This window comes from Allobosea sp. 10L417, assembly GCF_056395485.1.
The window spans coordinates 1-23,492 of the sequence record NZ_JBFTJP010000004.1; the positions used below are offsets into that span (position 1 = coordinate 1).

Below are 23,492 nucleotides of genomic sequence, written 5' to 3' on the forward strand. Positions count from 1 at the left end.
CTCTTTCTGTCTTCAATTTTCAAACAGCAGGGCTTCAACAAAACAGCAGGGCTTCAACAAAACCGACAGAACTTCACCCGGCGAACCGGCCTCAGCCCCAGCGTCCTTAGGAAGCGCAGAAGAGGCGCCGCTCAGCGGCGGCGCCGTCTCGATGGGTGGCTTATAGGCGGAACTCGTTTTGCCTGTCAACACGTCTCGATCACGATTCTCGGATTTCTGCTTCTGCGCACATGACGGGCGCTCGCCGCGGCCCGGCCGCTGCAGGGTTTTCACCCGGCCCGGGCTGACGGCACCCGAGATCGACCCGCCGGATAGAGCGGTGAATGGCGGCTCACCACCGCAGTAATCTGGGAAAAGTCAGCGCTCCCAGAACCGTCACCGCCGCGATCGCGATCGTATACCACGTCGCCAGGAACGGGGCGGCGTCATCCGGGCAGTGCAGACTATAGGCGACGGTGGCGAGACCGGCCGAAGCCAGGCCGGCGCAGGCTCCGGTGAGCGCGCCATCCACAGGCGCTCCACGGCGCGCCACCCCGAACAGCACGATGAGCGGCACGAGCGCATAGAGCGGAACTGCGATGAGGCAGGCGCGCCAGTAGCGCCCGAAGATCAGCGCGCTCCATTGCTCGGCGGGCGCCTGCGCCAATGTGAACAGGGCGAAGGCAATCGTGAGCAGAATCGGCAGGGCGATCAGCGGCAGATCCCGGCCTGGCCTCAGGCCGGGGCGAAGGCTGCGCTGGAACAGCGTGAGCGCAATGCTCGCGACGCTGGCGCCGAGCAATACCTTGGCGATCACGGGACCCGAGAACCAGGCGCGGGCGAAATCCGGCCGCAAGCCGAGCGTGAGCACGACAAGCAGGGCCGTAGCCGCCAGCGCCGCCACCGCGCCGAACCAGACGGCGCGGCGCAGCCAAGCCGTATCCACCGGCCGGTGGCTCGCGGTCATCAGTGAAATCAGGTCGTCGGTCTGCATGTCATTCCGTTCCGCTCGGACAGAAGTTCGCCCCGGGCCACCGAAAGGTTACGCGCGTGCGGCATTGCGAGGAGATCACCCCGGCCTCTCCCCGCGCCGCGAGAGAAACCTGGCCATCGCTTGCAGGCCGCGATGGATCGCGACCTTGGCGGCGGTCTCGGTCATGCCCGCCGCGCGCGCTGCCTCGGCCACCGTCGCGCCCTGGAGCTTGACCCGGTCGATCAGGCCGCGCGTGCGCCGCGGCAGCGCCGCCATGGCGCGATCGAGATCGAGCCGCACTTCCGAGGCGGCGCCTTCGGGCGGGCCGGCAAGCTGATGAGCCTCGTCGTCGAGTGGCAGGTTGCCCGCATGGCGCCCCGTTCGGCGCAGATGGTCGACGAGCTTGTAGCGGGCGATGGCATGCGCCCAGGCCGTCACCGGGCTCGCCGGATCATAGGTGTGCTGCGAGAGATGGAGTGCCAGCAAGGTCTCCTGCAGCACGTCTTCGGCCTCGCTGGCCTCCGCGCGCCCGGCACGGGCCAACATCTGGTGCAGATAGCTGCGCAGCCGCGCGCTGATCGTATCGAGGAAGAAGCGGTAGGCGGCAGTGTCGCCGGCAAGGGCGGCGAGGAAAACGGGCCGGAGCTGTTTTTCGAGTTCGTCGAGCGACAAGGCTGCCACGTCTTCCCGGGAGGCCGCGAGGTCCGGCCGGCTTATTCCGTCGCATGCGGATGAACGCCTCACAAGGCCGTGACCGGCCGATGAAGTGGCTCAGGCGGCCCGATACGCTCGCATCTCGGTCGGAGCGCGGACGTCCGGCACGCGCGGGAAATCCGAGATGGTGCCTTCAATTCGCCTGGCCTTGCCCATCGTCTTCACGCTTCTGGCCGGCTCGTCCCCCGGGCCGCAGCCACTTGATGGCCAGCGCGGCGGGGATGCCTGCCCGGCGGCCGACGGCTGCCAGGTCGCGAGCGGCCATTACCGCATCGTCCTGCCGCCCGGCAGCGAGGCGCCGCCGACCGGTGCCATCATGTATTTCCATGGCTATCAGGGCTCGGCGGAGGAGACGATCGCCGATCCCGGCCTCGTCGCGGTCGCGCAGCGGCTCGGCGTCGCGCTGATTGCACCGGACGGCGCAGGCCGCTCCTGGTCGTATCCCGGCTCGCCCGCGCATAACCGCGACGAATTTGCCTTCGTCGGGCAGGTTCTCGACGATGCGGTGCCGCGCTTCGGCATCGATCCCCATCGCATCATGGCGAGCGGCTTCTCGCAGGGCGGCTCGATGGTCTGGTACCTCGCCTGCCGGATGCCCACGCGCTTTTCAGCCTTCGCCCCGATCGCCGGCGCCTTCTGGGAACCGCTCCCCGCGAGCTGCGAAAGCCCGCGACCGCCGTTGATCCATGTCCACGGAACGAGCGATGCCACCGTGCCTATGGCCGGGCGCGCGCTGCGGCAGGGTTACAGGCAGGGCGATCTCTTCAAGAGCCTCGCCATCCTCGCGCCGGCCGGCTGTACGGCAGCATGGCCTGATGCCGCCCGTGCCGGTGCCACCGGAAGCGCCCTCGCCTGCCTGCTTGCGAGCGGCTGCGGCAGCTCGGCACGGCTCGAACTCTGCCTGCATGGCGGCGGCCATATCGCCGATGCGGCCTGGGTCGAGCGGGCCTGGCGCCTGACGATGCCAGCGGGGCGAGCGCCCCTCGCCTCCGGCTCCAGGCTCACGTCTCCGTGATCATGTAACCAAGACGCTCCTCTGCGCGATCTCTCTTGCAGCGCCGCCAAGGCGCCGAGCCGGAGACGACCATGCGCCCTGTAGGGATATCGACCGCGCCGGGGGGAACTGTCCCGAGCGAATTCGTAACGGGCGCCGATCTCCTGGCCGGCCGGCTGGCCGCGGCCGGCGCGACCCACGCCTTCGGCATTCCCGGCGGCGAGGTGCTGGCTCTGGTCGATGCGCTCGAACGCGCGGGCATCCATTTCATGCTCGCCCGGCACGAGAACGCTGCCGGCTTCATGGCCGAGGGGCTCTGGCATGCGACCGGCGCCCTGCCCGTTTTGGTGGCGACGCTTGGGCCCGGCGTCGCCAATGCGGTCAATGTCGTCGCCAACGCGCAGCAGGAGCGGGTCCCCCTGATCTTCGTGACCGGCTGCGTCGATCAGGCGCTCGCTGAGAGCTATACCCATCAGGTTTTCGACCATCAGGCCGTGCTGCGTCCACTGGTCAAGGCAAGCTTCCGCGCCGCCCCCGGAACCGAGGATCTGGTTGCGGCGAAGGCCGTCGCCCTCGCCCGGCGCGGCCGGCCGGGACCGGTCCATATCGATCTGCCGATCGCCGTAGCGGAGGCCCGCACGCCGCCACGCAGTGCGCCTGCCATACCACCTGTCACGCCCTTGATCCCCGCCGATCTCCGGCCCGCGCGAGAGCTGATCGCTGGAGCGCAACGACCGCTGGTTATCGCCGGTCTCGACCTCGTCATCCAGAACGGCGCAGCCGCGCTCGACCGCTTCCTGACCCGCACCGGAGCGCCGCTGCTCACCACCTACAAAGCCAAGGGGCTGGTGCCGGAGGATGACGCGCGCGTCATCGGCGGCATCGGCCTCTCGCCCAAGGCCGATGCGATCGTCCGCCCCTTGATTGAAGCCGCCGATCTGATCGTGCTCGCCGGCTACGATCCGATCGAGATGCGCCAGGGCTGGCGCCAGCCCTGGCCAACCGACAAGCAGGTCGTCGATATCGTGGCCGAGCCCGTTCAGCACGGCATGCATCACTCCAGTCTGCTACTCGAAGGCGATGTCGGCGCGATCCTGACGCGGCTGACCGAGGGGCTCGAAGCGAAGACCGCCTGGCCGGGCGGCGAGCCGGCCACCATTCGCCAGGCCTTCCGGACCGCCTTTGCCGCACCCGCCGGGTGGGGTCCGCACGCCGTCTTCGAAACGCTGCGCCGCATCGCACCGGCCGGAACGGTCGCGACCGCCGATTCCGGCGCGCACCGTATCCTGCTCAGCCAGATCTGGAGCTGCGACGGGCCGCGCCGCCTGCTGCAGTCGAGCGGGCTCTGCACCATGGGCTGCGCCCTGCCGCTGGCGACGGGCGCCGCACTCGGCACCGGTCGCCCGACCCTCTGCTTCGTCGGCGATGCCGGCCTCGAAATGGTCCTGGGCGAGTTGGCGACGCTGCGCGATCTCGGCCTGTCGGTGATCGTCGTCGCACTTGTCGACCAGGCGCTCGGGCTGATCGCGCTGAAGCAACGCCAGCTCGGCCTGCCGCGGGCCGGGGTCGATATCGGCGCAACCGATTTCGCCGCCGTCGCGCGGGCAATGGGCGGTCACGGCGCAACGATCGAAGATCGCGAAACCCTCGCGCGCGAAGCCGAAGCCGCGTTCCGGCGCGAGGGCTTCACGCTGCTCGCCTGCCGGATCGATGCCGAGAGCTATGAGGGGGCCTTCTGATGCCCGCGCTGGCGCCCATGACAAAGAAGCGACCGCGCGACGAGCGGCTCGACCTCTTCCGCGGCCTGACGATGTTGATCATCTTCGTCGCGCATCTGCCGGCGAACAGCTGGAACGCCTGGATCCCCGCGCGTTTCGGCTTCTCCTCGGGCGCCGAGCTCTTCGTCTTCTGCTCCGGCATCGCCAGCGCACTCGCTTTCGGCAGCGTCTTCAAGCGGCGCGGCCTGTGGCTGGGCACCGCGCGCATCGCCTACCGGATCTGGCAGGTCTACTGGGCGCAGATCGGCCTGATCCTGGCGCTGATCGCGCTTGCGGCGGCCCTGGATCGCGTTTTCGGCCTGGCCGTGCTGGCGCAGCAGTTCCCGCAATTGCTCGGCGATCCCGCGCGTGCGCTTCTTGGCCTCGCGACGCTGACCTGGCAGCCGGATTACCTCGACATCCTGCCGATGTATCTCGTCATCCTGGCGCTCGTGCCGATGATGATGCTCGCACACCGCCTCCACGCCACCCTGCCGTTCCTGCTCACCGCAGCGCTCTATGCGGCGGTCTGGTCCACAGGCTTCAACCTTCCCGGCAATCCCTGGAGCGGCGCCGGCTGGTTCCTCAATCCCTTCGCCTGGCAGCTCATCTTCTTCATCGGCTTCTTCATCGCCATGAAATGGCTGCCCTTGCCGCCGCTCGGCGATCGACGGCTGATGATCGCGGCGGCGCTCTTCATCCTGCTTTCGGTGCCGCTCTCCTTCTGGGGCATCCTCGAGCATTGGCCGCTGGCGCAGGCAGCCCGCGAACTCATCATCCCCGCCAGCGAAAAGACCGACCTGCACATTCTGCGCGTGCTGCATTTCGTGGCGCTCGCCTATCTCGTGCTCAGCCTCGTCGAGCCCTGGCGCGAGCGGCTCGACAGCGGCATGGGCCATCTCCTCATCCTGATCGGCCGGCAGTCGCTGGCCTGCTTCCTGGCGAGCGTCGTCCTGGCGCGGCTCCTCGGCGTCGTCGCCGATACGGCCGGCCGCAGCGAACCCCTGGTGGCGCTGCTCAATCTCGCCGGCTTCATGCTCATTCTCGCCACCGCGCTCGCGGTCGGCTGGTTCAAAAGCGCGCCCTGGGCCGGCCCGGCAGCGAGCTTCGCTCCGGGGCCGACAAGCGCCTCTACCGCTGGCGCCCCGCCGACAACACGGGTCCGTGAAGCGAGTTGAACGCCGTTTGATCGGCGCGCTGCGAACTCCCTGAAGAACGCCCCTCGCGGGGCGCCGCAATGGAGCAGCCAATGTCCTACACCACGCATCACGACCTCTCCGGCGACCCCATCAGCGTCGCCAGCGACGGCGCTCGTGCCGCCTGGAACGATACCCTCGAAGCGCTCATGGCCCATGCCGCCTCGACGCCCGAGCATCTCGCCCGGACTCTGGCCGCCGACCCCGATTTCGCACTCGCCCACGCCGCCAAAGGGTTGATGCTGCTCTCGCTGGCCCGCGCCGAGCTGGTGCCTCCGGCACGTGATTGCCTCGCAAGAGCGCGGGCGGCGACACGCCTTCGCCCGGCGACGCGGCGCGAAATGATGGTCGTCGAGGCGCTGGCGCTCTGGCTCGGTGATGCGCCGCGCCAGGCGGCAGAGCTGTTGGAGTCGATCCTCCATGCCCACCCGCTCGATGTGCTGGCGCTCAAGCTCTCGCACGGGCTGCGCTTCATGCTGGGCGATCAGGCGCAGATGCTCGCGAGCCTGCGCCTGATCGCGCCGGGCTTCGGCGAAACCCATCCGCTCGCAGGCTTCGTCCATGGCTGCCACGCCTTCGCGCTCGAGGAACGCGGCTTCTACGCCGAGGCCGAGCGCGCCGGCCGCCGCGCCGTTGCCTTGAGCCCGCGCGATGCCTGGGGCCGCCACGCCGTAGCCCATGTCCTCGAGATGACCGGGCGTGTCGACGAGGGCATCGCCTGGCTCGGTGACGGACACAGCGTCGCTCATGCCAATAATCTGCGCTTCCATATCTTCTGGCATCTCGCCCTGTTCCGGCTGGAGCGCGGCGAAAGCGGCGAGGTGTTGCGGCTATATGACGAGCAGATCCGCGCCGAGCCGACAGACGATTACCGCGACATCGCCAACGGCGCCTCGCTGCTGGCACGGCTCGAATATGCCGGCATCGATGTCGGAGATCGCTGGGAGGAGCTGGCGGCGAAGGCCGAGGGACGTGTCCATGACGGGCGCCTCGTCTTCGCCGATCTGCATTATGCGCTTTCGCTGCTCGGCGCCGGCCGCGCCCACGGGGCCGAGGCGATCGCCCGCAGTCTGATCGAGGATGCAAAAGCCCATCCCAGCGGCGAACGGCGCGATGCGGCGCGCAACGGCGCCCTCGCCGCCTTCGGGCTGATCGCCTTCCATGAGGGTGATTATGAAGAGGCCGCTCGCCTGCTCGCCAGCGCCCGGCGCGGGCTCACCGCCATCGGCGGCAGCCATGCCCAGCGTGACCTGTTCGAGCAGGCCTATGCCGAGAGCCTGATCCGCGCCGGCCAGCATGACCGTGCCGCCGATGTTCTCGACGAAAGGCTGGCGCGACGGGGCGGCGCGAACCGCTTCGCCACGCGGCGGCTGGCGCAGCTGCGCAGCCGTGGCGTCGGACGCCTGGCCGTGCTCGCCGTCGCCTCCACACCCCTCGCAATCGCCCATTGAACACAAGAAAGGACGACAGCCATGACAACCGCAGCCATGACCCACGGCTTCGCATTGCCCTCGACCCGCACCGTGATCAACCTGGCCCTCGGCGGATTCGCCGGCCTCGGTTTCTGGGAATTGTTCTCGGCCGTGCCCACCGCCTGGTTAGCCGAATTTCCGCTGGAGCCGCCGGAGCTGGTGAAGTCCCTGTTCTACCACCAGCTCGGCCTGACGATCTCGACCCCGACCGCCAAGCTGCTGCACTTCACGACCGGATTCCTGTTCTATCCGCTGGGCTACTGGGTGCTGACACGCCGGGTGAAGAGCTTCGGCATGCCGGCAGACGGCTGGATCTGGGGCGTGATCACCTATTTCATCGCGCTCGCCTTCTTCGCGCCGCTGGCCGGGCAGCATTTCCTGCTGAACGACGTGCCGCGCCTCTCCTTCATGAGCCTCGTCGGCCACGCGATCTACGGTTACCTGGCGGCCTATGTCTTCGAGGCGCTCGAGTCTCGGGAGAGCGGGGCGTGATGGAAGAACTCCTGTTGGACAGGCGCGGCCTGCTCATCCTTGCCACAGGCGCGGTTGGCCTGCCCACCCGAGCGCTGGCAGCCGAGCCAGATCGAACCAAGACAACGCCCGTCAACACATTGGGGTCGGACGAGGCCTTCGCGATCCGCGGCTACGATCCGGTGGCCTTTTTTCGCGAGGGCGCGCCTCGACTGGGCCTCGCCGAGCATGCCCTGATCCGGGACGAGGCAGTCTGGCGCTTCGCCAGCGCCGAGAACAAGGCGCTGTTCAAACACGATCCGCAGCGCTATCTGCCGGCCTATGGCGGCTTCTGCGCCTATGGCACGTCGCGCGGCTATCTCGTCAAAATCGAGCCGGAGGCCTGGTCGATCGTCGGCGGCCGACTCTTCCTGAACTACGACCTCGCCACGCGTAGCACCTGGCTCTCCGACACCGAGGCTTACATCACGCGCGCCGACAGGTTGTGGCCGGGGCTTTCGGACCGCGACATCCGCTGAGTTGCGCAGGGCTGCAGAACGCAGCCCCCGCCGGGTGCAATACGAGGCATCCGGCGGGGCATTTTTTTGACGCCTTGCGCCGACAAGAATTCAGCTCAGGCGCTCCGCGCCGTCTGATCGAAGAGGATCTTCTTGCCTTCCTCCGTCACCGCGGGCCGCGACGAAAGGGCCTCGCCCTTCGCCCAGGCGCCGATCGTTGCCTGGGCGAAGGGCGAGGCCGAGCGGTACGGCTTGCCGTTTGCCCGGATCGCGACCGCGCCGGGGAGCAGGATTATGTTCGGCACGCCCAAGAAAGAGGCGGAGACGGGATTCGTCCGGCTATTCTCGACGAGGGCGCCGGGGATGCCGAAACCAAGGATGGGCCCGGTGCGGACCAGTGCGGCTTTCGAAGAGAAAGACAGCGACCGCTGTTTGTCTTTCAATTCGGTTTCCCCTGGGATAACTTAGCGTATTGGCCGGCGGCGTTACGCGCCCGTGAAGAGTTCGCAAGCAGTCAATTCAAATTTTCTCGAACCAACTGCGTTTCAGGAGGCGATCGATGACTTGTCTCTCGAATTGGCATGGCGGATCCGTCTCGCGTGGGTTGCTCACCTCGCTCTTGTTGCTACCGCTGAGTGTATTGAGCGCCCATGGACAGCAGGCCACGGGGGTGTCGGGTTCGCCCAGCGCCACGACGATGATCGACGGAAAGCAACTCCCGCCCCCCGACCCGAAGTTCGGCGGCGTGATCAAGGACGACGCGCTGCAGTCGAAACCATGGTGGGCGCCGCGCGTGGTCCCGCCCAAGAACGCGCCGAACGTGCTTCTGATCATCACGGACGACGCCGGCTTCGGCGTGCCGAGCACCTTCGGCGGCGTCATCCCGACCCCGACGATGGACCGGATCGCGAATGAGGGCCTGCGCTACAACCGCGTCTTCTCCACTGCGTTGTGCTCGCCGACCCGTGCTGCGCTTATCACCGGGCGCAATCATCATTCGGTCGGTTTCGGCGTGATCTCCGAGCAGTCAACCGGCTTCCCCGGCTACAACAGCATCATCGGCAGAGACAAAACGACGGTGGGCCGGACCCTGCTCGACAACGGCTACGCCACGTCGTGGTTCGGCAAGGATCACAACACGCCCGCCTTCGCGGCAAGCCAGGCCGGTCCGTTCGACCAATGGCCGACCGGGATGGGCTTCGAATATTTTTACGGTTTCGTTGGCGGCGACGCGAACCAGTGGGCGCCAAATCTCTTCCGCAACACGACGCAGATCTACCCCTTCCAGGGGAAACCGCCCGGTACTTGGAACCTTGTGACCGCGATGGCCGACGACGCCATCGACTGGATGACGCGATTGCACCAGACCGATCCGTCGAAGCCCCTCTTCATCAAATACGCGCCCGGCGCCACGCATGCGCCGCACCATCCAACCAAGGAGTGGGTGGACAAGATCAGCGCGATGCACCTGTTCGATGACGGCTACGAGAAGCTGCGCGAGCGCATCCTGGAGAACCAGAAACGGCTTGGCGTGGTTCCGAAGGACACGAAGCTGGCGCCTTGGCCGGCAGAGATGCTGAAGCCCTGGGACCAGTTGAGCGCCGACGAGAAGAAGCTCTTCATCCGCCAGGTCGAGGTTTTCGCCGCCTACGCTGCCTATAGCGACCATGAGATTGGCCGCGTGATCCAGCACTTCCAGGATCTTGGCCGGCTCGATAATACGCTGGTCATCTACATCAACGGCGACAACGGCACCAGCGCCGAGGGCGGACCGCTCGGCACGCCAAATGAAGTGGCGTTTTTCAACGGCCTCAATGAATTGCCCGTCGATGTGCAGATGAAGTTCTACGACGTCTGGGGCACCGAGCAGACGTACAACCACATGTCGGCCGGGTGGTCGTGGGCGTTTGACACGCCGTTCGACTGGTTCAAGCAGAATGCCTCCAGGTTGGGGGGCATCAACCAGAACATGGTGGTGTCATGGCCGGCGCGCATCAAGGACAAGGGTGCACTGCGCCAACAGTTTGTCCACGTAATCGACGTCGTTCCGACGATCCTCGAGGCCGCCGGCATCCGTGCGCCCGCAATGGTCGATGGCATCAAGCAGGCACCGATCGAGGGGACAAGCTTCGCCTACACCTTCGACGCGGCAAGCGCGAAGGCCGCCTCGCGCCACAAGACCCAGTATTTCGAGATGTTCGGGCAATGGGCGCTGTATGACGAGGGTTGGATGCTTTCCACCAAGGTCAACCGCGCGCCGTGGCAGGCTTTCGGCCCGGCGAACCCGGATCCGCTCAACAATCAGGTCTTCCAGCTCTACAATCTGAACAAGGATTTCAGCCAAACCGACGACATCGCGGCGCAGAACGCGCAGAAGGTGAAGGAGATGCGGCAAAAATTCCTCGCGGAGGCCAGGAAGTACCAGGTCTTCCCGCTTGATGCGTCGGTCGCAGCCCGCATCGTCGCGCCGCGACCGAATATCAGCGCCGGCCGCACCGAGTTCGTCTACACGCGGCCGATGACGGGACTGCCGCAGGGCGACTCTCCGTCGCTCCTCAACACCTCCTACACGATCACCGCCGACATCGACGTGCCGCAGGGCGGCGCCGAAGGGATGATCCTGACCTCGGGAGGCCGTTTCGGCGGCTATGGCTTCTACCTGCTGCAGGGCAAGCCGGTTTTCCTGTGGAACATGGTCGACCTGGAGCGGATCAAATGGGAAGGGCCGGACGCGTTGTCGCCCGGCCGGCACACGGTCGAGTTCGACTTCAAATACGACGGCATCGGTGACGGTACGCTCGCGTTCAACAATTTCAGCGGTCTCGGCCAGCCCGGCACCGGCACGCTCAAGGTCGACGGCAAGGAGGTCGCAGCGAAGCGAATGCCGAAGACGCTGCCGATGATCCTGCAGTGGGACGAAAGCTTCGACATCGGCTCCGACACGCTCACCGGCGTCAACGATGCCGACTACAAGCCCCCGTTCCCGCTGACGGCCAACCTCAACAAGCTGACGATCAAGGTGGACCGCCCGCAACTTACACCCGCGGACATCAAGAAGCTCCAGGCTGGGATGCAGGAGAAGGCCACGGCCGATTGATCTCACGGCGGCCGGGCACCCGGGGTGTGCCCTCAAAGCAAAGCCCGCGTCCCAGGGCCGCTCGGGCGAAAGGAGCCTTGACCGCTGTCGCGATAGGCGAAGGTCGACGACCCGCACTCGTTAATGTCGAAACGGGACCGACTGCGCATCAAGAGGGGAGGTCTGCTTTCGCGAAGACCCGGTTTCTGCTTCGCCCGGCAGGATGCGGCAAGTGACACGGCGGACGTCCACCAAGGCGGTCGTTTTGGTTTGGCAAGAACTCAGGGGCGCGCTGCGCCATTGGGCTAGTCCGCTATCGCGGCAAGGGAGTCGACGAGAGGCCAAGCGCACAACTCGCCAGCGTCGTTCAGCACCATCGGTGCCCTTCATCATGAAGTAGCGGCTTGGCCCGTGGCGCCGTTCTGCGTTGGCAAGAAGACCAGCCGCGGCTAACCTGCCGAGCTAATGGGCGCACTATCTCTGACTGAGAGCCGGATTATATGCGACCAGTCGCACCAATTGCGACTTACAAGAAAAATGGCGCGCCCGAAAGGATTCGAACCTCTGACCCTCAGATTCGTAGTCTGATGCTCTATCCAGCTGAGCTACGGGCGCGTCTCAGAACGTCAAGACGCTAGTGCGTCTGGCCTGATGAAGGCGGAGATAAAGGCTTCGTTTCGTCTTGGCAACCCTCAAAATAACCGGAGGGCCGAAATCGTCGGTGGCTGTGGATAGTCGGCGATTCCGCATCATCAGGGCAGCGGTGCAATCGCGGTGGAACGCTGTCGCGGTGCCTTCCTGCGCTGCCCGTCGCCGCGCTTGGGCAACTTCTCGGCCATGCCGTACAAGCGCTCCCGGCGATCCAGCTCTTCCCATATATCAGCCGGCTCTATGCCGAGGGCGGTCCAGAGCACCGTCAGATTGTAGATCAGGTCGGCGCTCTCGAGGATGGCGGCCGGGCGGTTGCCCTGCAGCGCCTCCAGGCTCAGCTCGACGGCCTCTTCCGCAACCTTCTTCGCCATCTTGGGCAGGCCGTCGGCAAAAAGCTTCGCCGTGCGCGAGGTTGCCGGATCGCGAAGGCGAGAATCCAGGACGGCGGCATGGAGGCGGCGCAGCGAATCGGACATCCACGCAGCATTCGGCTGCCAGATGAGAGTTTGATGACAGTCAGCCGGGCGCTCCAAAGCCCGGCGAAGCGGCACTGCCCTGCACCCCAACAGGCACAGGGCAGGAGGGACGCCGCTGTGCCGTCAATAAGAGGCGCGGCGAACCGCACGCGAGACGGACGGACCGGTGACCGCGCCGGCCGCACCGCCCACCACGGCTCCGACCGGACCGGCAACGATCGCTCCGGTGCCGGCACCGACGGCCGCGCCGCCGATACGCTGCTCGACGGTGTTGCCGCAGGCGCCGAGCGTCAGAGCGGCCGCGAAGAGAGTGAGAATCGATAGGCGCATGTTCAGGTCCTTGGATCGGGCGGCCGGGCGATTCCCAACCTAGCTGCCGTCAAAGCAGACACAGTCGGGCTTTTGCATGGCCAAGCGCTTCCGGCACCGTGTTCGCACTTGCGGTCCGCCGAAAAATCCGTATACAGCCGGCATCGCATCAGTCGCACCATTGCCATGGGCGGCGAGGGCTCCCATGCATCGGCCCGAAAACTGGAACCCGGTTTTCGGGATAGCCGATGCTGACAGAACCCGCGTCGCAGGCTGAAGGTTTTTGACCGGCACGTCCGCGAGGACGGGTCGATGGAGTTGAGACAATGAAGATTCGCAATTCGCTGAAGTCGCTTCGCGCGCGTCATCGCGACAACCAGCTGGTGCGCCGCAAGGGCCGCGTCTACATCATCAACAAGGTCCAGAAGCGCTTCAAGGCGCGCCAGGGCTGAGCTTCTGCGCGACCTAGATCGCCGCGCGTCCTATTGGACGCGATTACGGTGATCTACAGTTTTGTTATCGCGCAGAGCCTGACCGGACCTTGCAAAGCGGGGCGCCAGCCGGCGCGCCCGCTTTTTTGCGTTGCGTGCTCGCCTCGGCGTGATTTGACCTGCGGTGCCTGGCGGCTACACTCCCCGGCATGAAGCGCTTTCCCTCGCCTTCCGTCCTTGCTCTGGGGCTGGCCTTGACGGGTGCCCTCGGCGCAAACGCAGTCTTTGCTCAAACGGCCGGATCGCCGCGGCCGGGCGCAGTCGCGCCGTCCGATAAGGCCGAAAACCCCGTCACGCCTCCCATCCCGCAACGCAGTCCGGCTGCGACGCTCGATCGGCTGTTCGAGCGGCTTCACGACGCTTCGACACAGGAAGAGGCCGAGGGCGTGGCCCGGCTGATCCAGCGCCGCTGGGCCCGGTCCGGCTCCGATACGGCCGATCTCCTGATGAGTCGCGCGCAGCAGGCCCTGCAGGACAAGCAGACGGAACTCGCGATCGAACTGCTCGACCGCGTCATCGCCCTGCAGCCCAACTGGGCCGAGGCCTGGAACCAGCGCGCCAACGCGCTCTATCTCGCCGGCGATTCGATCCGCTCGATGATCGATATCGGCGAGACGCTCAAACGCGAGCCGCGTCACTACGGCGCAATGATGGGGCTGGGGATGATCCTGCGCCAGCAGGGAGACGACAAGGGCGCCATGATCGCCTTCCGCAAGGCGCTGGCGCTCTATCCGCAGTTCGATGCCGTGAAGAAGGCGGTGGACTCGCTGAAGAGCGAGGTCGACGGGCGCGACGCCTGACGCTTGGCGTGACCGCCCTCTCCCCCGCCCAGCTCAAGCCTTGGCGACGTGCTCCTGCGCGATGAAGGCGATGCGGACCATATTGGTCGCGCCCGGCGTGCCGAAGGGGACGCCGGCGACGACGATGATCCGGTCGCCCAGCTTGGCATAGTGCTCGCGCACCGCGAATTTGCAGGCGCGGAAGGCCATATCGTCGGCGTCGCTGGCATCCTTCGTGACGATGGCGTGCACGCCCCAGACCAGAGTCAGGCGGCGCGCAGTGGCGCGGTTCGGCGTCAGTGCAATCACGGTTGAATTCGGGCGCTCCCGGGCGATGCGGAAGGCGGTGGAGCCGGACGAGGTCCAGGCGCAGACCGCCTTGAGATGCAATGTCTCCGCGATCTCGTGGGCGGCCTTGGCGATGGCATCCGCGCCGGTGGCCTCGGGCTCGGTGCGCTGCGCCTCCAGGATCGAGCGGTAGACCGTCTCGCCTTCGACCTCCTCGGCGATGCGGTTCATCATCGTCACGGCCTCGACCGGATATTGGCCGGCGGCGCTCTCGGCCGAGAGCATTACGGCGTCGGCGCCCTCAAAGACCGCGGTCGCGACGTCCGAGACCTCGGCGCGGGTCGGCACCGGGCTGGTGATCATGCTCTCCAGCATCTGCGTCGCGACGACCACAGGCTTGCCCTTGCGCCGCGCCATGCGGATCATGCGCTTCTGCGTGCCCGGCACCTTCTCCAGCGGCATCTCGACGCCGAGATCGCCGCGCGCCACCATGATCGCGTCGGAGGCATCGATGATCTCCTCCAGCCGCAGCACGGCCTGAGGTTTTTCGATCTTGGCCAGCGCGAGCGCCCGGCCACGCACGATCTTGCGCAGTTCCGCCATGTCTTCGGGACGCTGCACGAAGGAAAGCGCGATCCAGTCGACGCCGACCTCGGCCGCGACCTCGGCATCGGCGCGGTCCTTCTCGGTCATGGCCGATACGGCAATGGTGGTATCGGGCAGGCTGACGCCCTTGCGCGATGACAGGCGCCCGCCGACTGTGACGCGCGTGACCGCCTCCTTTTCCGAGGCACTCTCCACGACGAGCCGCAGCTTGCCGTCATCGAGGATGAGGTTATGGCCGGGCTCCAGCGCGCTCAGGATCTCGGGATGGGGCAGGTGGACGCGCCTGGCATCACCGGGCGCAGCGTCTGAATCGAGGGTGAAAATCGCCCCCTTTTCCAGCATCGCGCCGCCATCGCCGCCGAACTGGCCGACGCGCAGCTTTGGACCCTGGAGATCGGCAAGGATGCCGACCGGGCGCCGGAATTTGGTTTCCAGACCGCGCAGCATCGCAATCTTCTCGGCCAGCGTCTCGCGCTGGGTGTGGCTCATATTGATGCGGAAGACGTCGACGCCGGCCTCAAAGAGCTTGGCGCACATCTCCTCGGTCGACGATGCCGGCCCCAGGGTGGCGATGATCTTGATCCGGCGTTCACGCTTCATTGTCAGTCCCCATGAAGCCGGCCCGCTTTCGGTTCCGGCCTGTCAGCACCTTCGTTCCGCCCAGCGGCCGGTAAGCACCCGCCCCGATCGTTGCCGTCGCGACGGCCCTGTTCCGGTATTCCGGTCAGGGCCGCGGCGGCGCAGCCCCGCCGGTATCGGTGAGCTGGATGGTCCAGCTCTTCTGCTCGCCGGTGTCGACCTCGAAGAAGCCGGCGCGATCATAGCCGCGCGCCAGGCAGTCCTCGATGCCGCGAATCGTGAATTCCTTATTGCGGACGCACATGACCGATTTTCCGGTCCATTCCCCGCCCTTATCGTAATCTACGGCGTGGACGTAATAGAAGCGCGCCGCAAGCGTGCCGCGCAGCAGGGTCTCGCAGCCGCGCGGGCTGATGTTCCACCAGCCCTCGGTGGTCCAGCCCTGCGCGTCGCGGTAGCCGATGGCGACGCCGATTCGGCTCGACGTGGTGTTGCACATGCGCAGATCAGCCTTCGCCGGCAGGGCGCCCGCGATGGAGGCCGCAACGCAGCAGGCGGCCAGAAGGCCCAGTCGCTGATGTCCAGGAAATCTCACGGCTCGATCAGGATCACGCGGCAGTCGTTGACATTGGTCAGGGTCGGCCCCGGCTGCAGCAAATCGCCCAGCGCTTCGAAGAAGCCGGTCGAATCGTTTTCGGCGAGGGATCGGGCGGGATCAAGGCCGATCTCGGCGGCGCGGGCCAAAGTTTGGGGATCGATCAGCGCACCGGCCGGGTCTGTCGGCTCGCCGACGCCGCCATCGGTGCCGTCGGTGTCGCCGGCCAGCGCGACGATGCCGGGCTCGCCCATCAGCGCGATCGCCAGCGCCAGCGCATATTCCTGGCTCGGGCCACCCCGGCCGGAGCCGCGCAGCGTCACCGTAAGCTCGCCGCCGGAGAGGATCGCAGCCCGCCTGCCCTCGCGCTTCAGGCGGCGTGCAAGTGCGGCATGATCCGCCGCGACCTCGCGCGCCTCGCCTTCCAGATCAGGGCCGAGATCGTGCACCTCGTAGCCTGCGGCTTCGGCGGCAGCGCGGGCGGCGGCCAGCGCATCGGCCGGGCGAGCGATGATGCGGAATTCGCTGTTGGCGAAGGCCGGGTCACACGGCTTCGGTGTCTCGTTTGCGGGATCGTCGAGCAGGGCGAGGGCGGCGGGCGGCAGGTCGAGCCCGTACCGGGCAACGATGGCGCGGGCCTCGGCCGTCGTCGAGGGATCGGCAACCGTCGGCCCCGAGGCGATCGCTGTCGGCTCGTCGCCGGGAACATCTGAGATCGCGAGCGTCAGCAGCTTCGCCGGAGCGGCTGCCAGCGCGAGCCGGCCGCCCTTGATGCGAGACAGGCGCTTGCGGACAATGTTCATCTCGCCAATCGGCGCACCAGAACGCAGCAGGGCCTTATTGACCGCCTGCTTCTCCGCCAGTGCCAGCGAACCCGCGGGTGCGACCCAATTGGCCGAGCCGCCGCCGGAGAGCAGGACGAGGACGAGATCGTCAGCGGTCGCGGAAGCAGCCAATGCCAGCGCGCACTCGGCGGCGTCGATGCTGCCCTGGTCAGGCACGGGGTGGCCGGCCGCGACCATCGGAATCTGTCGGGTCGGAGCGGTGTAGCCGTGTCGGGCGACGGCATGGCCGAGCAACCGTTCGGGCGGAAAGCCGCCATCGAGATAATGCGCCTCCGCAAGCGCGGTCATGCTGCCCGCAGCCTTTCCGGCGGCGAGGAGGATCAGGCGGCCGGTCGCCGGGGCGGTTGGGAGATGCTGCGGCAGGCATCCGGACGGATGAGCCCGCGATACCGCGGCGTCGTAGATCTTCCGCGCCGTCTCGCGCAGCTTCGCTGTCTCGGTTGCAGGACTGTGCACGTTGCCCATTTCCACCCGGCGCGGCCGTTGATCGCGGCAGTTCTCTCGATCCTTCTTAGGTGGCGCGAAGGTCGGCGTCATCTGCCTTATGGCGATTAAGTCATACTTTTCTCAGCTGCTTCTCCTGATGGAATTGCGGCATCACAGCTGTTGAGGGCCGGGCGTTTGCGGCTTGACGCCCTGCCCCAATCCGGGCGAACGCTGCCCGCCGAATTTTCATACCCCGGAAGGATATCAGATGGACGATCCGGTTCAGGGCGATCAGCTCAAGAGCATCGTCGAGCGCATCGAGCGGCTCGAGGAAGAGAAGAAGACGATCGCCGACGACATCAAGGAGGTCTATGCCGAAGCCAAGGGCAACGGCTACGACGTCAAGGTGCTCCGCAAGGTCGTGGCTCTGCGCAAGCGCGACCTCGAGGAGCGCAAGGAGGAAGAGGCGATCCTCGACCTCTATCTGCAGGCGGTCGGCGAGACGGTCTGAGCCGGGTTACGCTTCGGGCTGCAGCGGGAGACTTTCATCGGCTCCTGGCCTTGCGCCACGCGGCGAAGTCGATCCTGGTCTGCTCCTCGGTCGCGGGGTAGAGGCCGAGGATCGAGCGGCCCTTCATCACCTCTTCAGTGACGAAGTCCTCGAAGGCGGTCATCTCGACCGCCTCTTCCGCCACCTCATCGGCGAGATCGGCGGGGATGACCACGACGCCCTCGCCATCGCCGAGGACGACGTCGCCCGGCCAGACGGCGACATCGCCACAGCCGATCGGCACGTTGATATCGACAGCCTGGTGCAGCGTCAGGTTGGTCGGCGCCGCCGGCCGGTTGTGATAGGCCGGGAAGGGCAACTGCGCGATCTCCGGGGAATCGCGGAAACCGCCATCGGTGACGACACCGGCAACGCCCCGCTTCATCAGCCGCGAGACGAGGATGCCGCCCGCGGAAGCCGCGCGCGGATCCTTGCGGCTGTCGATCACCATTACCGCATCGGGCGGACAGTCCTCGACCGCCTTGCGCTGCGGATGCGCCCGGTCCTGGAACACCGAGAGCGGGTTCAGATCCTCGCGCGCCGGGATATAGCGCAGCGTGAAGGCCTCGCCGACCATCGTGCCCGTATCCTGGCTCAACGGCCGGACATCCTGAATGAACTGGTTGCGGAAGCCGCGCTTGAAGAGCGCCGTGCAGACCGTGGCGACGGAGACGGTGCGGAGCTTCTCGCGCGTTTCCGGCTTGAGCTTGGGCATCGGTTCATTCCCGAAGAGATGCGCCGCCCACTCGCGGCATCGACCTGCGAGTCCAAAGCGGTACGGCGCCGGTTGCAGCACACTTCAATGAAACGCCTATAATTTGTAAAATAAGTTGTAAAGTAGCATTCTCGGAATGCAAGCCGACTTTGCGCGGCGACATGCGCTTGACGCGATCAGGACGAACCCACGGCGGAGACAATGAGCACCGGCAAACTCGGCGACCGCGTCTACGAATATATCCTGAGTCAGATCATCACCGGGGAGTTCGCGGTCGCGGCGCGGCTGCCCTCCGAGAGCGAGCTTGCCGAGCGCCTGGCCGTTTCCCGCCCCATCGTGCGCGAAGCTCTGGGCCGGTTGCGCGAGGACGGGGTGGTCGAATCGCGGCGCGGGTCGGGCTCCTATGTCCTGCGTCGGCCGGCGCCCGATGTCCGCAGCTTCGCGCCGATCAGCAGCATCGCCGACATCCAGCGCTGTTTCGTCTTCCGGATCGCCGTCGAGGGGGAAATCGCCGCGCTGGCCGCGAAGATGCGCGACGAAGACGGCCTTCTGAAACTGCGCCATGCCTTCATCGCGCTGGAGATCGTCAGCGAACAGCGCCGGCTCGGCGTCGAGGAAGACATCGCCTTTCACCGCGCCGTTGCCGAAACCACCGGCAACCATTTCTTCGTGACGACGCTCAACGCCCTGCATGAGCAGATCGCCACCGGGATCAATCTGAACCGCAACCTCTCGCTGATCCAGCCACGGCCGCGCCTCCTGAGCGTCCAGCGCGAGCACAAGGCGATCCTCGATGCGATCGAGCTGGGGGACGAGGCCGCCGCGCGCCGGGCCATGCAGCTCCATCTCGAAAACGCGCGCAGGCGCGTTTTCGACGGCAGCTGAACGGGAGATTGGCTCCGGCGGCCCCGCTGCGACGCAGCAATATCCGCCGAACGTCATCTGCCTCTGGGGTCGGAGAAAGCTGCCGGGCCTGGCACGGCTTCCCGGCTTCGGGTGCCCCAACGCGACTATGCCTGTGCCGCGTGACTGCGGTAGTATCCCGCCGCTCAAGATGAATGGACGATGTCGGCAGGAGAGAGTGCCTTGCGCTTCTTGCCCTTCGCTTTGGCGGGTCTCGGCGACCGCATCAACCGGCGCCGGATGCTCGTGCTCGCCGGCGGCGCTGCGGCATGGGCCAGCGCCGCCCGCCCGCAGCAACCCGCAATGCCCTTGCTGGGCTATCTCGGCTCGGAAACCCCGGAGCGTTACGCCAGCCGCCTTGCCGCCTTCCGTGCCGGGCTGGCCGAAACCGGATTTGCCGAGGGGCACAATGTCGCAATCGATTTCCGCTGGGCGGAAGGCCAATATCAGCGCCTGCCGGCGCTCGCGAAAGATCTGGTCGGTCGCCGGGCGAGCGTGATCGTCGCGCCCGGCGGCGCCGAGGTCGCGCTCGCTGCGAAATCGGCAACCACGACCATTCCGGTCGTGTTCGAGCTCGGTGGAGATCCCGTAGCCCTTGGGCTTGTGGACAGCCTCTCCCGGCCGAGCGGCAACCTCACCGGCGTGTCCAGCCTGAGCGTCGAAGTTTCGCGCAAGCGCCTGGAGTTCATGGCGGAGCTGCTGCCGAACGCCAAGCTCTTCGCCATCGCCGTCAACCCGGCCAGCCCGACCTCGAACTCACAATTGGCGAACCTCAACAGTGCCGCAAGCAGCCTGGGGCTCGCCTTGCACCCGCTGACGGCGAGCACGGAACAGGAATTCGGCGCGCTCTTCGCCGGCGCGGCTCAGACCGGCGTGGGCGGGCTCGTCTTCACCTCCGACCCCTATTTCGCCTATCGCAGCCCGCAGCTCGCCGCGCTCGCCGCCGCCCATGGGACGCCTGCGATCACGCAATCCCGCGACTTTCCCGTCGCAGGCGGGCTGATGAGCTATGGCGGCGATTTCGAGCAGTCGCACCGTCACACCGGGATCTATGCCGGCCGTATCCTGAAAGGAATGAAACCTTCGGAGCTGCCGGTCCAGCGCGTCACCAAGGTCGAGATGTTCATCAACCTCAAGGCTGCGAATGCCCTGGGCCTGTCGGTCCCACCTTCGCTTCTGAGCAGCGCCGACTTCGTGATCGAATAACCCCGGCCCGTGAACCGCCGAGCRAGCCAACGCGATGTCCAACAAGCCAGCGGCGCCTCGCATATCGTTATTCTGGAAGTATTTCCTCGCCCTGTTTGCCGCCGTCGTGGTGCCCCTGCTCTTTGCCGGCAGCGTCGAAGCATGGTTCGGCTATCGCGACCAGCGCACCGGGCTGAACAATATGCTCGACGCCGAGGCCAGGGGCGCCGCAGCCAAAATTCAGGATTTCATCGAAGGGATTCGCGATCAGCTCGGATGGGCGGTGCTGCTGCCCTGGCCGGAGRGCGCAGATGAGAAGCGCAGGCTCGACGCCTTTCTCGTGCTACGCCAGGTGCCGGCCATCGAAAGTCTCAGCCTGGTCGACGCAGCCGGCCGGGAAAGGCTGTTCCTGTCTCGCATCGGCCTGAACAGAATCGAGAGCGGCAGAGACCAGTCCGGGGAGCCCGCCGTCGCGGGTGCGCGCTCGCATCGTACCTGGTTCGGCCCCGTCACGTTTCAGCGCGGCTCGGAGCCCTTCATGACCATCGCGGTTGCCGGAAACCGTCCAAGCGCCGGCGTGGCCATGGCCGAAGTCAACCTCAAGCTCATCTGGGACGTGATCTCGGCGATACAGGTGGGGCGTACGGGGGAAGCCTTCGTGCTCGACCGGCCGGGGCGCCTCATTGCCCACCCCGATATCAGCCTGGTCCTGCGCGCCGATGAAGCCGCGACGAAGCCATTGCGGGACCTGCGGGCCTCGATCCTGACCCGCCCGGGGGAAGCGATCGCTGGCCGGGACGTGACGGGAGGCAAGGTGCTCGCTGCGACGGCGCCGATCTCCGGCGTGGACTGGAGCGTCATCGTCAAGCAACCCGTCGTCGAGGCCTTCGGCCCGATCTACGCCGCCCTGTGGCGCACGATCGCCCTGCTCATTGCCGGCGCGGGCCTTGCCGCCATGCTCGCCTACTGGCTCTCCCGACGCATGGTCGAACCCATCATGCTGCTGGAGGAGGGCGTCGGCCGCATTGGCGCCGGACATTTCGAGCACAGGATTCACCTTGAGACGGGCGATGAGTTCGAACGGCTGGCGACCCGTTTCAACGAGATGGCGAGCGAGCTGGCGGTCTCGCAGGAGCGCTCGGAGCGCATCAACCGGCTGAAGCGCTTTCTCGCCCCGCAAGTGGCGGAACTCGTCGAACGGACCGGCGACGATCACTTGCTCGACGGGCGGCGCGTCGACGTGGTCGTCGCCTTCTGCGATCTGCGGGGATTCACCGCCTTCTCGGCGCGTGCCGAGCCCGAGACCGTCATCGGCATGCTCGGAGACTATTATTCCGCCCTGGAAACGGTGGTCGCCACCCACGGGGCCACGCTGACGAACTTCTCCGGCGATGGCGCGATGGTGCTGTTCAATGCGCCCGTGCCCTGTGATGACCCCGCACTGGGCGCTCTGGAAATGGCCAGGGACATGCAAATCGGGGTGCACGAACTGTTGGCCAGCCGGCACAGCCTCGACCATCGCCTCGGATTCGGCGTTGGCCTTGCGATGGGCCCGGCGACCGTCGGCCGGATCGGCTCGGAAGGCCGCCTCGACTACACCGCGATCGGCAATGTCGTGAATCTCGCCTCGCGCCTGTGTTCGATCGCGGATGATTTCGAGGTTCTTTGCGATCGGGCAGCGGCCCAATCGGTAGGTTCGCGCTTGCCTCTTGTCGCACTGGAGGCGCGGGTGCTGAAAGGATACGACCGGCCCGTCGCGATCTATTCCCTCGTGATGGCCGGAAAAGCGTAGAGCCGCTCAGGCGCTGCCGGGGCTCGGCTTGGGCGCCGCGACCTTCGCGAGCCTGCGAAACGCTTCGATATCGAGGATCGTCAGACGTTCGCGCCCGAGCTCGATGACGCCCATCCGCTTCCAGCTCTGAAGCTGGCGGTTCACGGTTTCGCGCGTGATGCCGCTGAGCGATGCCAGTTCGTCCTGCGTCGCATGCACCTCCGTCCCGTAGTCGATCGCGAGCGTGAGGATGCGCCGGGCCAGCCTCATTGCCGCCGGCAGGAAGGTCGTCTCCTCCATGCGCTGCAGGACGTCCCGCAGCCGCGCGCAGAGAAGCTCGATGAATTGCAACGAAAGCGCAGTGTCGGTCGCGAGCAGCTTTAGAAAATCCCGGCGGGGCAGGAAGAACATCTCGGTATTTTCCATCGCGACCGCATCAGCCGTTCGCGAGCGGCCGTCGAGAAGTGCGATTTCCCCGAAGATGTCGCCGCCTCCGAGCAGGTTGACCGTCATCTGCTGCCCCAGATCATTCGTCGTGCCGATGCGGATGAGGCCACGCCGGATGGCATAGAGGCCATCGCCCGGATCGCCTTTCAGGAACAGCACCTCGCGCGCTGCGAGGTGCCGTGGGCGGCAGACGAGTGCGATCTCTTCCAGCGTTCCCGGGAGCAAACCTGCGAAGAACGGGTTCACCGCCAGGAGGCTCACGATACGAAGAGGCCCGTCATTCATCTGGCGCCTCCGACATTCGGTTTTCCGGCGCAGCCTGATCCTGTGTGATCCAGCGCACAGAATCGGCGTGCCGATCGGTAGAGAACTCCGTCGCGACAGGCCGCCACGGCCGCATCCCGCGACCTCGGTGAGAGCCCGACCGAACGGAGCTCAATCGTGCACGACGCTCTGCACCCCTCTCATGCAGTCTCAAGCCTAGCAGTTCCGGCCTCGCTGCGCGACGGCGCGGCAGCAGCATCGCCGACGAGCCCGTCGGCGCGCGCCGCCGCGGGCCTGCTTCGCTGGCTGAACCCAGCCCATATCCTCTGGCGCCACGAGGCGGACCCGGCCCCCCTCGACGAACACACCTTGAGCGACATCGGGCTGTCGCGGATGGAGATGCTCTATACCGCTTCGAAGAAATAGTCGCAGGCGGACAGCCTTGCCAGCCGGCTCCGGCTGCCCCAACAGCAGGAGCTCCAG

At 66.5% G+C, this 23,492-nt stretch carries 25 protein-coding genes and 1 tRNA gene; 15 read left to right on the plus strand and 11 right to left on the minus strand.

Annotated features, from left to right (window positions below; genetic code table 11):
- Positions 1 to 234, plus strand: a 234-nt coding sequence (locus AC1DE3_RS12350) for a hypothetical protein (RefSeq protein WP_476852408.1), incomplete at its 5' end; no start/stop codon positions are given.
- Between the two features lie 97 nt (positions 235 to 331).
- Here AC1DE3_RS12350 and AC1DE3_RS12355 read toward each other — a convergent pair.
- On the minus strand, positions 332 to 973 hold the full coding sequence (locus tag AC1DE3_RS12355) for an NrsF family protein (protein WP_476796829.1): 642 nt from the start codon (positions 971 to 973) through the stop codon (positions 332 to 334).
- A 75-nt stretch (positions 974 to 1,048) separates the two neighbouring features.
- The gene (locus tag AC1DE3_RS12360; RefSeq protein ID WP_476852409.1) at positions 1,049 to 1,633 is read right to left on the minus strand and encodes a sigma-70 family RNA polymerase sigma factor; all 585 of its coding nucleotides are present in this window, start codon (positions 1,631 to 1,633) and stop codon (positions 1,049 to 1,051) included.
- 157 nt (positions 1,634 to 1,790) lie between these two features.
- Here AC1DE3_RS12360 and AC1DE3_RS12365 point away from each other — a divergent pair, with 157 nt between their 5' ends.
- From AC1DE3_RS12365 to AC1DE3_RS12390, 6 genes are all read left to right on the plus strand, one after another.
- Positions 1,791 to 2,681, plus strand: coding sequence for a CE1 family esterase (locus tag AC1DE3_RS12365; protein WP_476796831.1), 891 nt, complete (start codon positions 1,791 to 1,793; stop codon positions 2,679 to 2,681).
- A gap of 71 nt (positions 2,682 to 2,752) precedes the next feature.
- Complete coding sequence (locus AC1DE3_RS12370) at positions 2,753 to 4,399, plus strand: thiamine pyrophosphate-binding protein (protein ID WP_476796832.1); 1,647 nt, start codon at positions 2,753 to 2,755, stop codon at positions 4,397 to 4,399.
- 17 nt (positions 4,400 to 4,416) lie between these two features.
- Positions 4,417 to 5,595, plus strand: coding sequence for an OpgC family protein (locus tag AC1DE3_RS12375; RefSeq protein WP_476796833.1), 1,179 nt, complete (start codon positions 4,417 to 4,419; stop codon positions 5,593 to 5,595).
- A 71-nt stretch (positions 5,596 to 5,666) separates the two neighbouring features.
- Entirely contained in the window at positions 5,667 to 7,064 is a 1,398-nt protein-coding gene (locus AC1DE3_RS12380; RefSeq protein WP_476796834.1) for a tetratricopeptide repeat protein, read from the plus strand.
- A gap of 21 nt (positions 7,065 to 7,085) precedes the next feature.
- A complete protein-coding gene (locus tag AC1DE3_RS12385) occupies positions 7,086 to 7,577 on the plus strand; it encodes a hypothetical protein (protein ID WP_476796835.1) in 492 nt (163 codons plus the stop codon).
- A complete protein-coding gene (locus AC1DE3_RS12390; RefSeq protein WP_476797095.1) occupies positions 7,577 to 8,074 on the plus strand; it encodes a YHS domain-containing (seleno)protein in 498 nt (165 codons plus the stop codon). Before AC1DE3_RS12385 ends, AC1DE3_RS12390 begins: the two co-directional genes overlap by 1 nt.
- A 95-nt stretch (positions 8,075 to 8,169) precedes the next feature.
- Here the strand turns inward: AC1DE3_RS12390 and AC1DE3_RS12395 are convergent, their stop codons facing one another.
- Positions 8,170 to 8,496 (minus strand): hypothetical protein, encoded by a 327-nt coding sequence (locus tag AC1DE3_RS12395; RefSeq protein WP_476796836.1) that lies wholly within the window; start codon positions 8,494 to 8,496, stop codon positions 8,170 to 8,172.
- Between the two features lie 116 nt (positions 8,497 to 8,612).
- On the opposite strand from AC1DE3_RS12395, the gene AC1DE3_RS12400 reads away from it, so the two are divergent.
- Positions 8,613 to 11,150, plus strand: coding sequence for an arylsulfatase (locus AC1DE3_RS12400; protein WP_476852410.1), 2,538 nt, complete (start codon positions 8,613 to 8,615; stop codon positions 11,148 to 11,150).
- 517 nt (positions 11,151 to 11,667) lie between these two features.
- Here AC1DE3_RS12400 and AC1DE3_RS12405 read toward each other — a convergent pair.
- The 3 genes from AC1DE3_RS12405 to AC1DE3_RS12415 form a co-directional block, all read right to left on the minus strand.
- Positions 11,668 to 11,744, minus strand: a tRNA-Arg gene (locus AC1DE3_RS12405).
- Between the two features lie 137 nt (positions 11,745 to 11,881).
- Entirely contained in the window at positions 11,882 to 12,256 is a 375-nt protein-coding gene (gene hisE, locus AC1DE3_RS12410; protein WP_476779392.1) for a phosphoribosyl-ATP diphosphatase, read from the minus strand.
- Positions 12,257 to 12,379: 123 nt separating this feature from the next.
- Complete coding sequence (locus tag AC1DE3_RS12415; protein ID WP_441511850.1) at positions 12,380 to 12,586, minus strand: hypothetical protein; 207 nt, start codon at positions 12,584 to 12,586, stop codon at positions 12,380 to 12,382.
- Positions 12,587 to 12,891: 305 nt separating this feature from the next.
- On the opposite strand from AC1DE3_RS12415, the gene ykgO reads away from it, so the two are divergent.
- Both ykgO and AC1DE3_RS12425 read left to right on the plus strand, forming a co-directional pair.
- The gene (gene ykgO, locus AC1DE3_RS12420) at positions 12,892 to 13,017 is read left to right on the plus strand and encodes a type B 50S ribosomal protein L36 (protein WP_038363015.1); all 126 of its coding nucleotides are present in this window, start codon (positions 12,892 to 12,894) and stop codon (positions 13,015 to 13,017) included.
- 188 nt (positions 13,018 to 13,205) lie between these two features.
- Entirely contained in the window at positions 13,206 to 13,856 is a 651-nt protein-coding gene (locus AC1DE3_RS12425) for a tetratricopeptide repeat protein (RefSeq protein ID WP_476796838.1), read from the plus strand.
- A gap of 33 nt (positions 13,857 to 13,889) precedes the next feature.
- On the opposite strand, the gene pyk is transcribed toward AC1DE3_RS12425, so the two are convergent.
- The 3 genes from pyk to AC1DE3_RS12440 all read right to left on the minus strand — a co-directional run bounded on the left by pyk (position 13,890) and on the right by AC1DE3_RS12440 (position 17,204).
- Positions 13,890 to 15,329 (minus strand): pyruvate kinase, encoded by a 1,440-nt coding sequence (gene pyk / locus AC1DE3_RS12430; protein ID WP_476796839.1) that lies wholly within the window; start codon positions 15,327 to 15,329, stop codon positions 13,890 to 13,892.
- A 124-nt stretch (positions 15,330 to 15,453) separates the two neighbouring features.
- Positions 15,454 to 15,903, minus strand: a complete 450-nt coding sequence (locus AC1DE3_RS12435) for a DUF1036 domain-containing protein (protein ID WP_476796840.1) — start codon at positions 15,901 to 15,903, stop codon at positions 15,454 to 15,456.
- Positions 15,900 to 17,204, minus strand: coding sequence for a glycerate kinase type-2 family protein (locus AC1DE3_RS12440; RefSeq protein ID WP_476852411.1), 1,305 nt, complete (start codon positions 17,202 to 17,204; stop codon positions 15,900 to 15,902). The genes AC1DE3_RS12435 and AC1DE3_RS12440 overlap by 4 nt, the downstream gene beginning before the upstream one ends.
- Before the next feature lie 238 nt (positions 17,205 to 17,442).
- Here AC1DE3_RS12440 and AC1DE3_RS12445 point away from each other — a divergent pair, with 238 nt between their 5' ends.
- Positions 17,443 to 17,685: a DUF2312 domain-containing protein gene (locus AC1DE3_RS12445; protein ID WP_038363023.1), complete on the plus strand. Its 243-nt coding sequence runs from the start codon at positions 17,443 to 17,445 to the stop codon at positions 17,683 to 17,685.
- Positions 17,686 to 17,719: 34 nt separating this feature from the next.
- On the opposite strand, the gene AC1DE3_RS12450 is transcribed toward AC1DE3_RS12445, so the two are convergent.
- Positions 17,720 to 18,439, minus strand: a complete 720-nt coding sequence (locus AC1DE3_RS12450; RefSeq protein WP_441511846.1) for a ribonuclease activity regulator RraA — start codon at positions 18,437 to 18,439, stop codon at positions 17,720 to 17,722.
- 201 nt (positions 18,440 to 18,640) lie between these two features.
- Here AC1DE3_RS12450 and AC1DE3_RS12455 point away from each other — a divergent pair, with 201 nt between their 5' ends.
- The 3 genes from AC1DE3_RS12455 (at position 18,641) to AC1DE3_RS12465 (ending at position 22,319) form a co-directional block, all read left to right on the plus strand.
- The gene (locus tag AC1DE3_RS12455) at positions 18,641 to 19,324 is read left to right on the plus strand and encodes a FadR/GntR family transcriptional regulator (protein WP_476796842.1); all 684 of its coding nucleotides are present in this window, start codon (positions 18,641 to 18,643) and stop codon (positions 19,322 to 19,324) included.
- Positions 19,325 to 19,582: 258 nt separating this feature from the next.
- Complete coding sequence (locus tag AC1DE3_RS12460) at positions 19,583 to 20,548, plus strand: ABC transporter substrate-binding protein (protein ID WP_476797096.1); 966 nt, start codon at positions 19,583 to 19,585, stop codon at positions 20,546 to 20,548.
- A gap of 34 nt (positions 20,549 to 20,582) precedes the next feature.
- The gene (locus AC1DE3_RS12465; protein ID WP_476852412.1) at positions 20,583 to 22,319 is read left to right on the plus strand and encodes a cache domain-containing protein; all 1,737 of its coding nucleotides are present in this window, start codon (positions 20,583 to 20,585) and stop codon (positions 22,317 to 22,319) included.
- Positions 22,320 to 22,325: 6 nt separating this feature from the next.
- Here AC1DE3_RS12465 and AC1DE3_RS12470 read toward each other — a convergent pair whose 3' ends face one another.
- Entirely contained in the window at positions 22,326 to 23,030 is a 705-nt protein-coding gene (locus AC1DE3_RS12470) for a Crp/Fnr family transcriptional regulator (protein WP_441511843.1), read from the minus strand.
- 156 nt (positions 23,031 to 23,186) lie between these two features.
- Here AC1DE3_RS12470 and AC1DE3_RS12475 point away from each other — a divergent pair, with 156 nt between their 5' ends.
- Entirely contained in the window at positions 23,187 to 23,435 is a 249-nt protein-coding gene (locus tag AC1DE3_RS12475) for a hypothetical protein (RefSeq protein ID WP_441511842.1), read from the plus strand.
- The last annotated feature ends 57 nt before the right edge of the window (positions 23,436 to 23,492 follow it).

Bases quoted from the DNA above. Each gene is read 5' to 3' on its own strand.
- AC1DE3_RS12385 (WP_476796835.1), top strand. From the start codon at position 7,086: ATGACAACCGCAGCCATGACCCACGGCTTCGCATTGCCCTCGACCCGC.
- AC1DE3_RS12455 (WP_476796842.1), top strand. From the start codon at position 18,641: ATGAGCACCGGCAAACTCGGCGACCGCGTCTACGAATATATCCTGAGT.
- AC1DE3_RS12400 (WP_476852410.1), top strand. From the start codon at position 8,613: ATGACTTGTCTCTCGAATTGGCATGGCGGATCCGTCTCGCGTGGGTTG.
- ykgO (WP_038363015.1), top strand. From the start codon at position 12,892: ATGAAGATTCGCAATTCGCTGAAGTCGCTTCGCGCGCGTCATCGCGAC.
- AC1DE3_RS12450 (WP_441511846.1), bottom strand. From the start codon at position 18,439: ATGCCCAAGCTCAAGCCGGAAACGCGCGAGAAGCTCCGCACCGTCTCC.
- AC1DE3_RS12370 (WP_476796832.1), top strand. From the start codon at position 2,753: ATGCGCCCTGTAGGGATATCGACCGCGCCGGGGGGAACTGTCCCGAGC.
- AC1DE3_RS12390 (WP_476797095.1), top strand. From the start codon at position 7,577: ATGGAAGAACTCCTGTTGGACAGGCGCGGCCTGCTCATCCTTGCCACA.
- AC1DE3_RS12380 (WP_476796834.1), top strand. From the start codon at position 5,667: ATGTCCTACACCACGCATCACGACCTCTCCGGCGACCCCATCAGCGTC.
- AC1DE3_RS12425 (WP_476796838.1), top strand. From the start codon at position 13,206: ATGAAGCGCTTTCCCTCGCCTTCCGTCCTTGCTCTGGGGCTGGCCTTG.
- AC1DE3_RS12365 (WP_476796831.1), top strand. From the start codon at position 1,791: ATGGTGCCTTCAATTCGCCTGGCCTTGCCCATCGTCTTCACGCTTCTG.
- AC1DE3_RS12445 (WP_038363023.1), top strand. From the start codon at position 17,443: ATGGACGATCCGGTTCAGGGCGATCAGCTCAAGAGCATCGTCGAGCGC.
- AC1DE3_RS12355 (WP_476796829.1), bottom strand. From the start codon at position 973: ATGCAGACCGACGACCTGATTTCACTGATGACCGCGAGCCACCGGCCG.
- AC1DE3_RS12375 (WP_476796833.1), top strand. From the start codon at position 4,417: ATGACAAAGAAGCGACCGCGCGACGAGCGGCTCGACCTCTTCCGCGGC.
- hisE (WP_476779392.1), bottom strand. From the start codon at position 12,256: ATGTCCGATTCGCTGCGCCGCCTCCATGCCGCCGTCCTGGATTCTCGC.
- AC1DE3_RS12415 (WP_441511850.1), bottom strand. From the start codon at position 12,586: ATGCGCCTATCGATTCTCACTCTCTTCGCGGCCGCTCTGACGCTCGGC.
- pyk (WP_476796839.1), bottom strand. From the start codon at position 15,329: ATGAAGCGTGAACGCCGGATCAAGATCATCGCCACCCTGGGGCCGGCA.
- AC1DE3_RS12460 (WP_476797096.1), top strand. From the start codon at position 19,583: ATGCTCGTGCTCGCCGGCGGCGCTGCGGCATGGGCCAGCGCCGCCCGC.
- AC1DE3_RS12470 (WP_441511843.1), bottom strand. From the start codon at position 23,030: ATGAATGACGGGCCTCTTCGTATCGTGAGCCTCCTGGCGGTGAACCCG.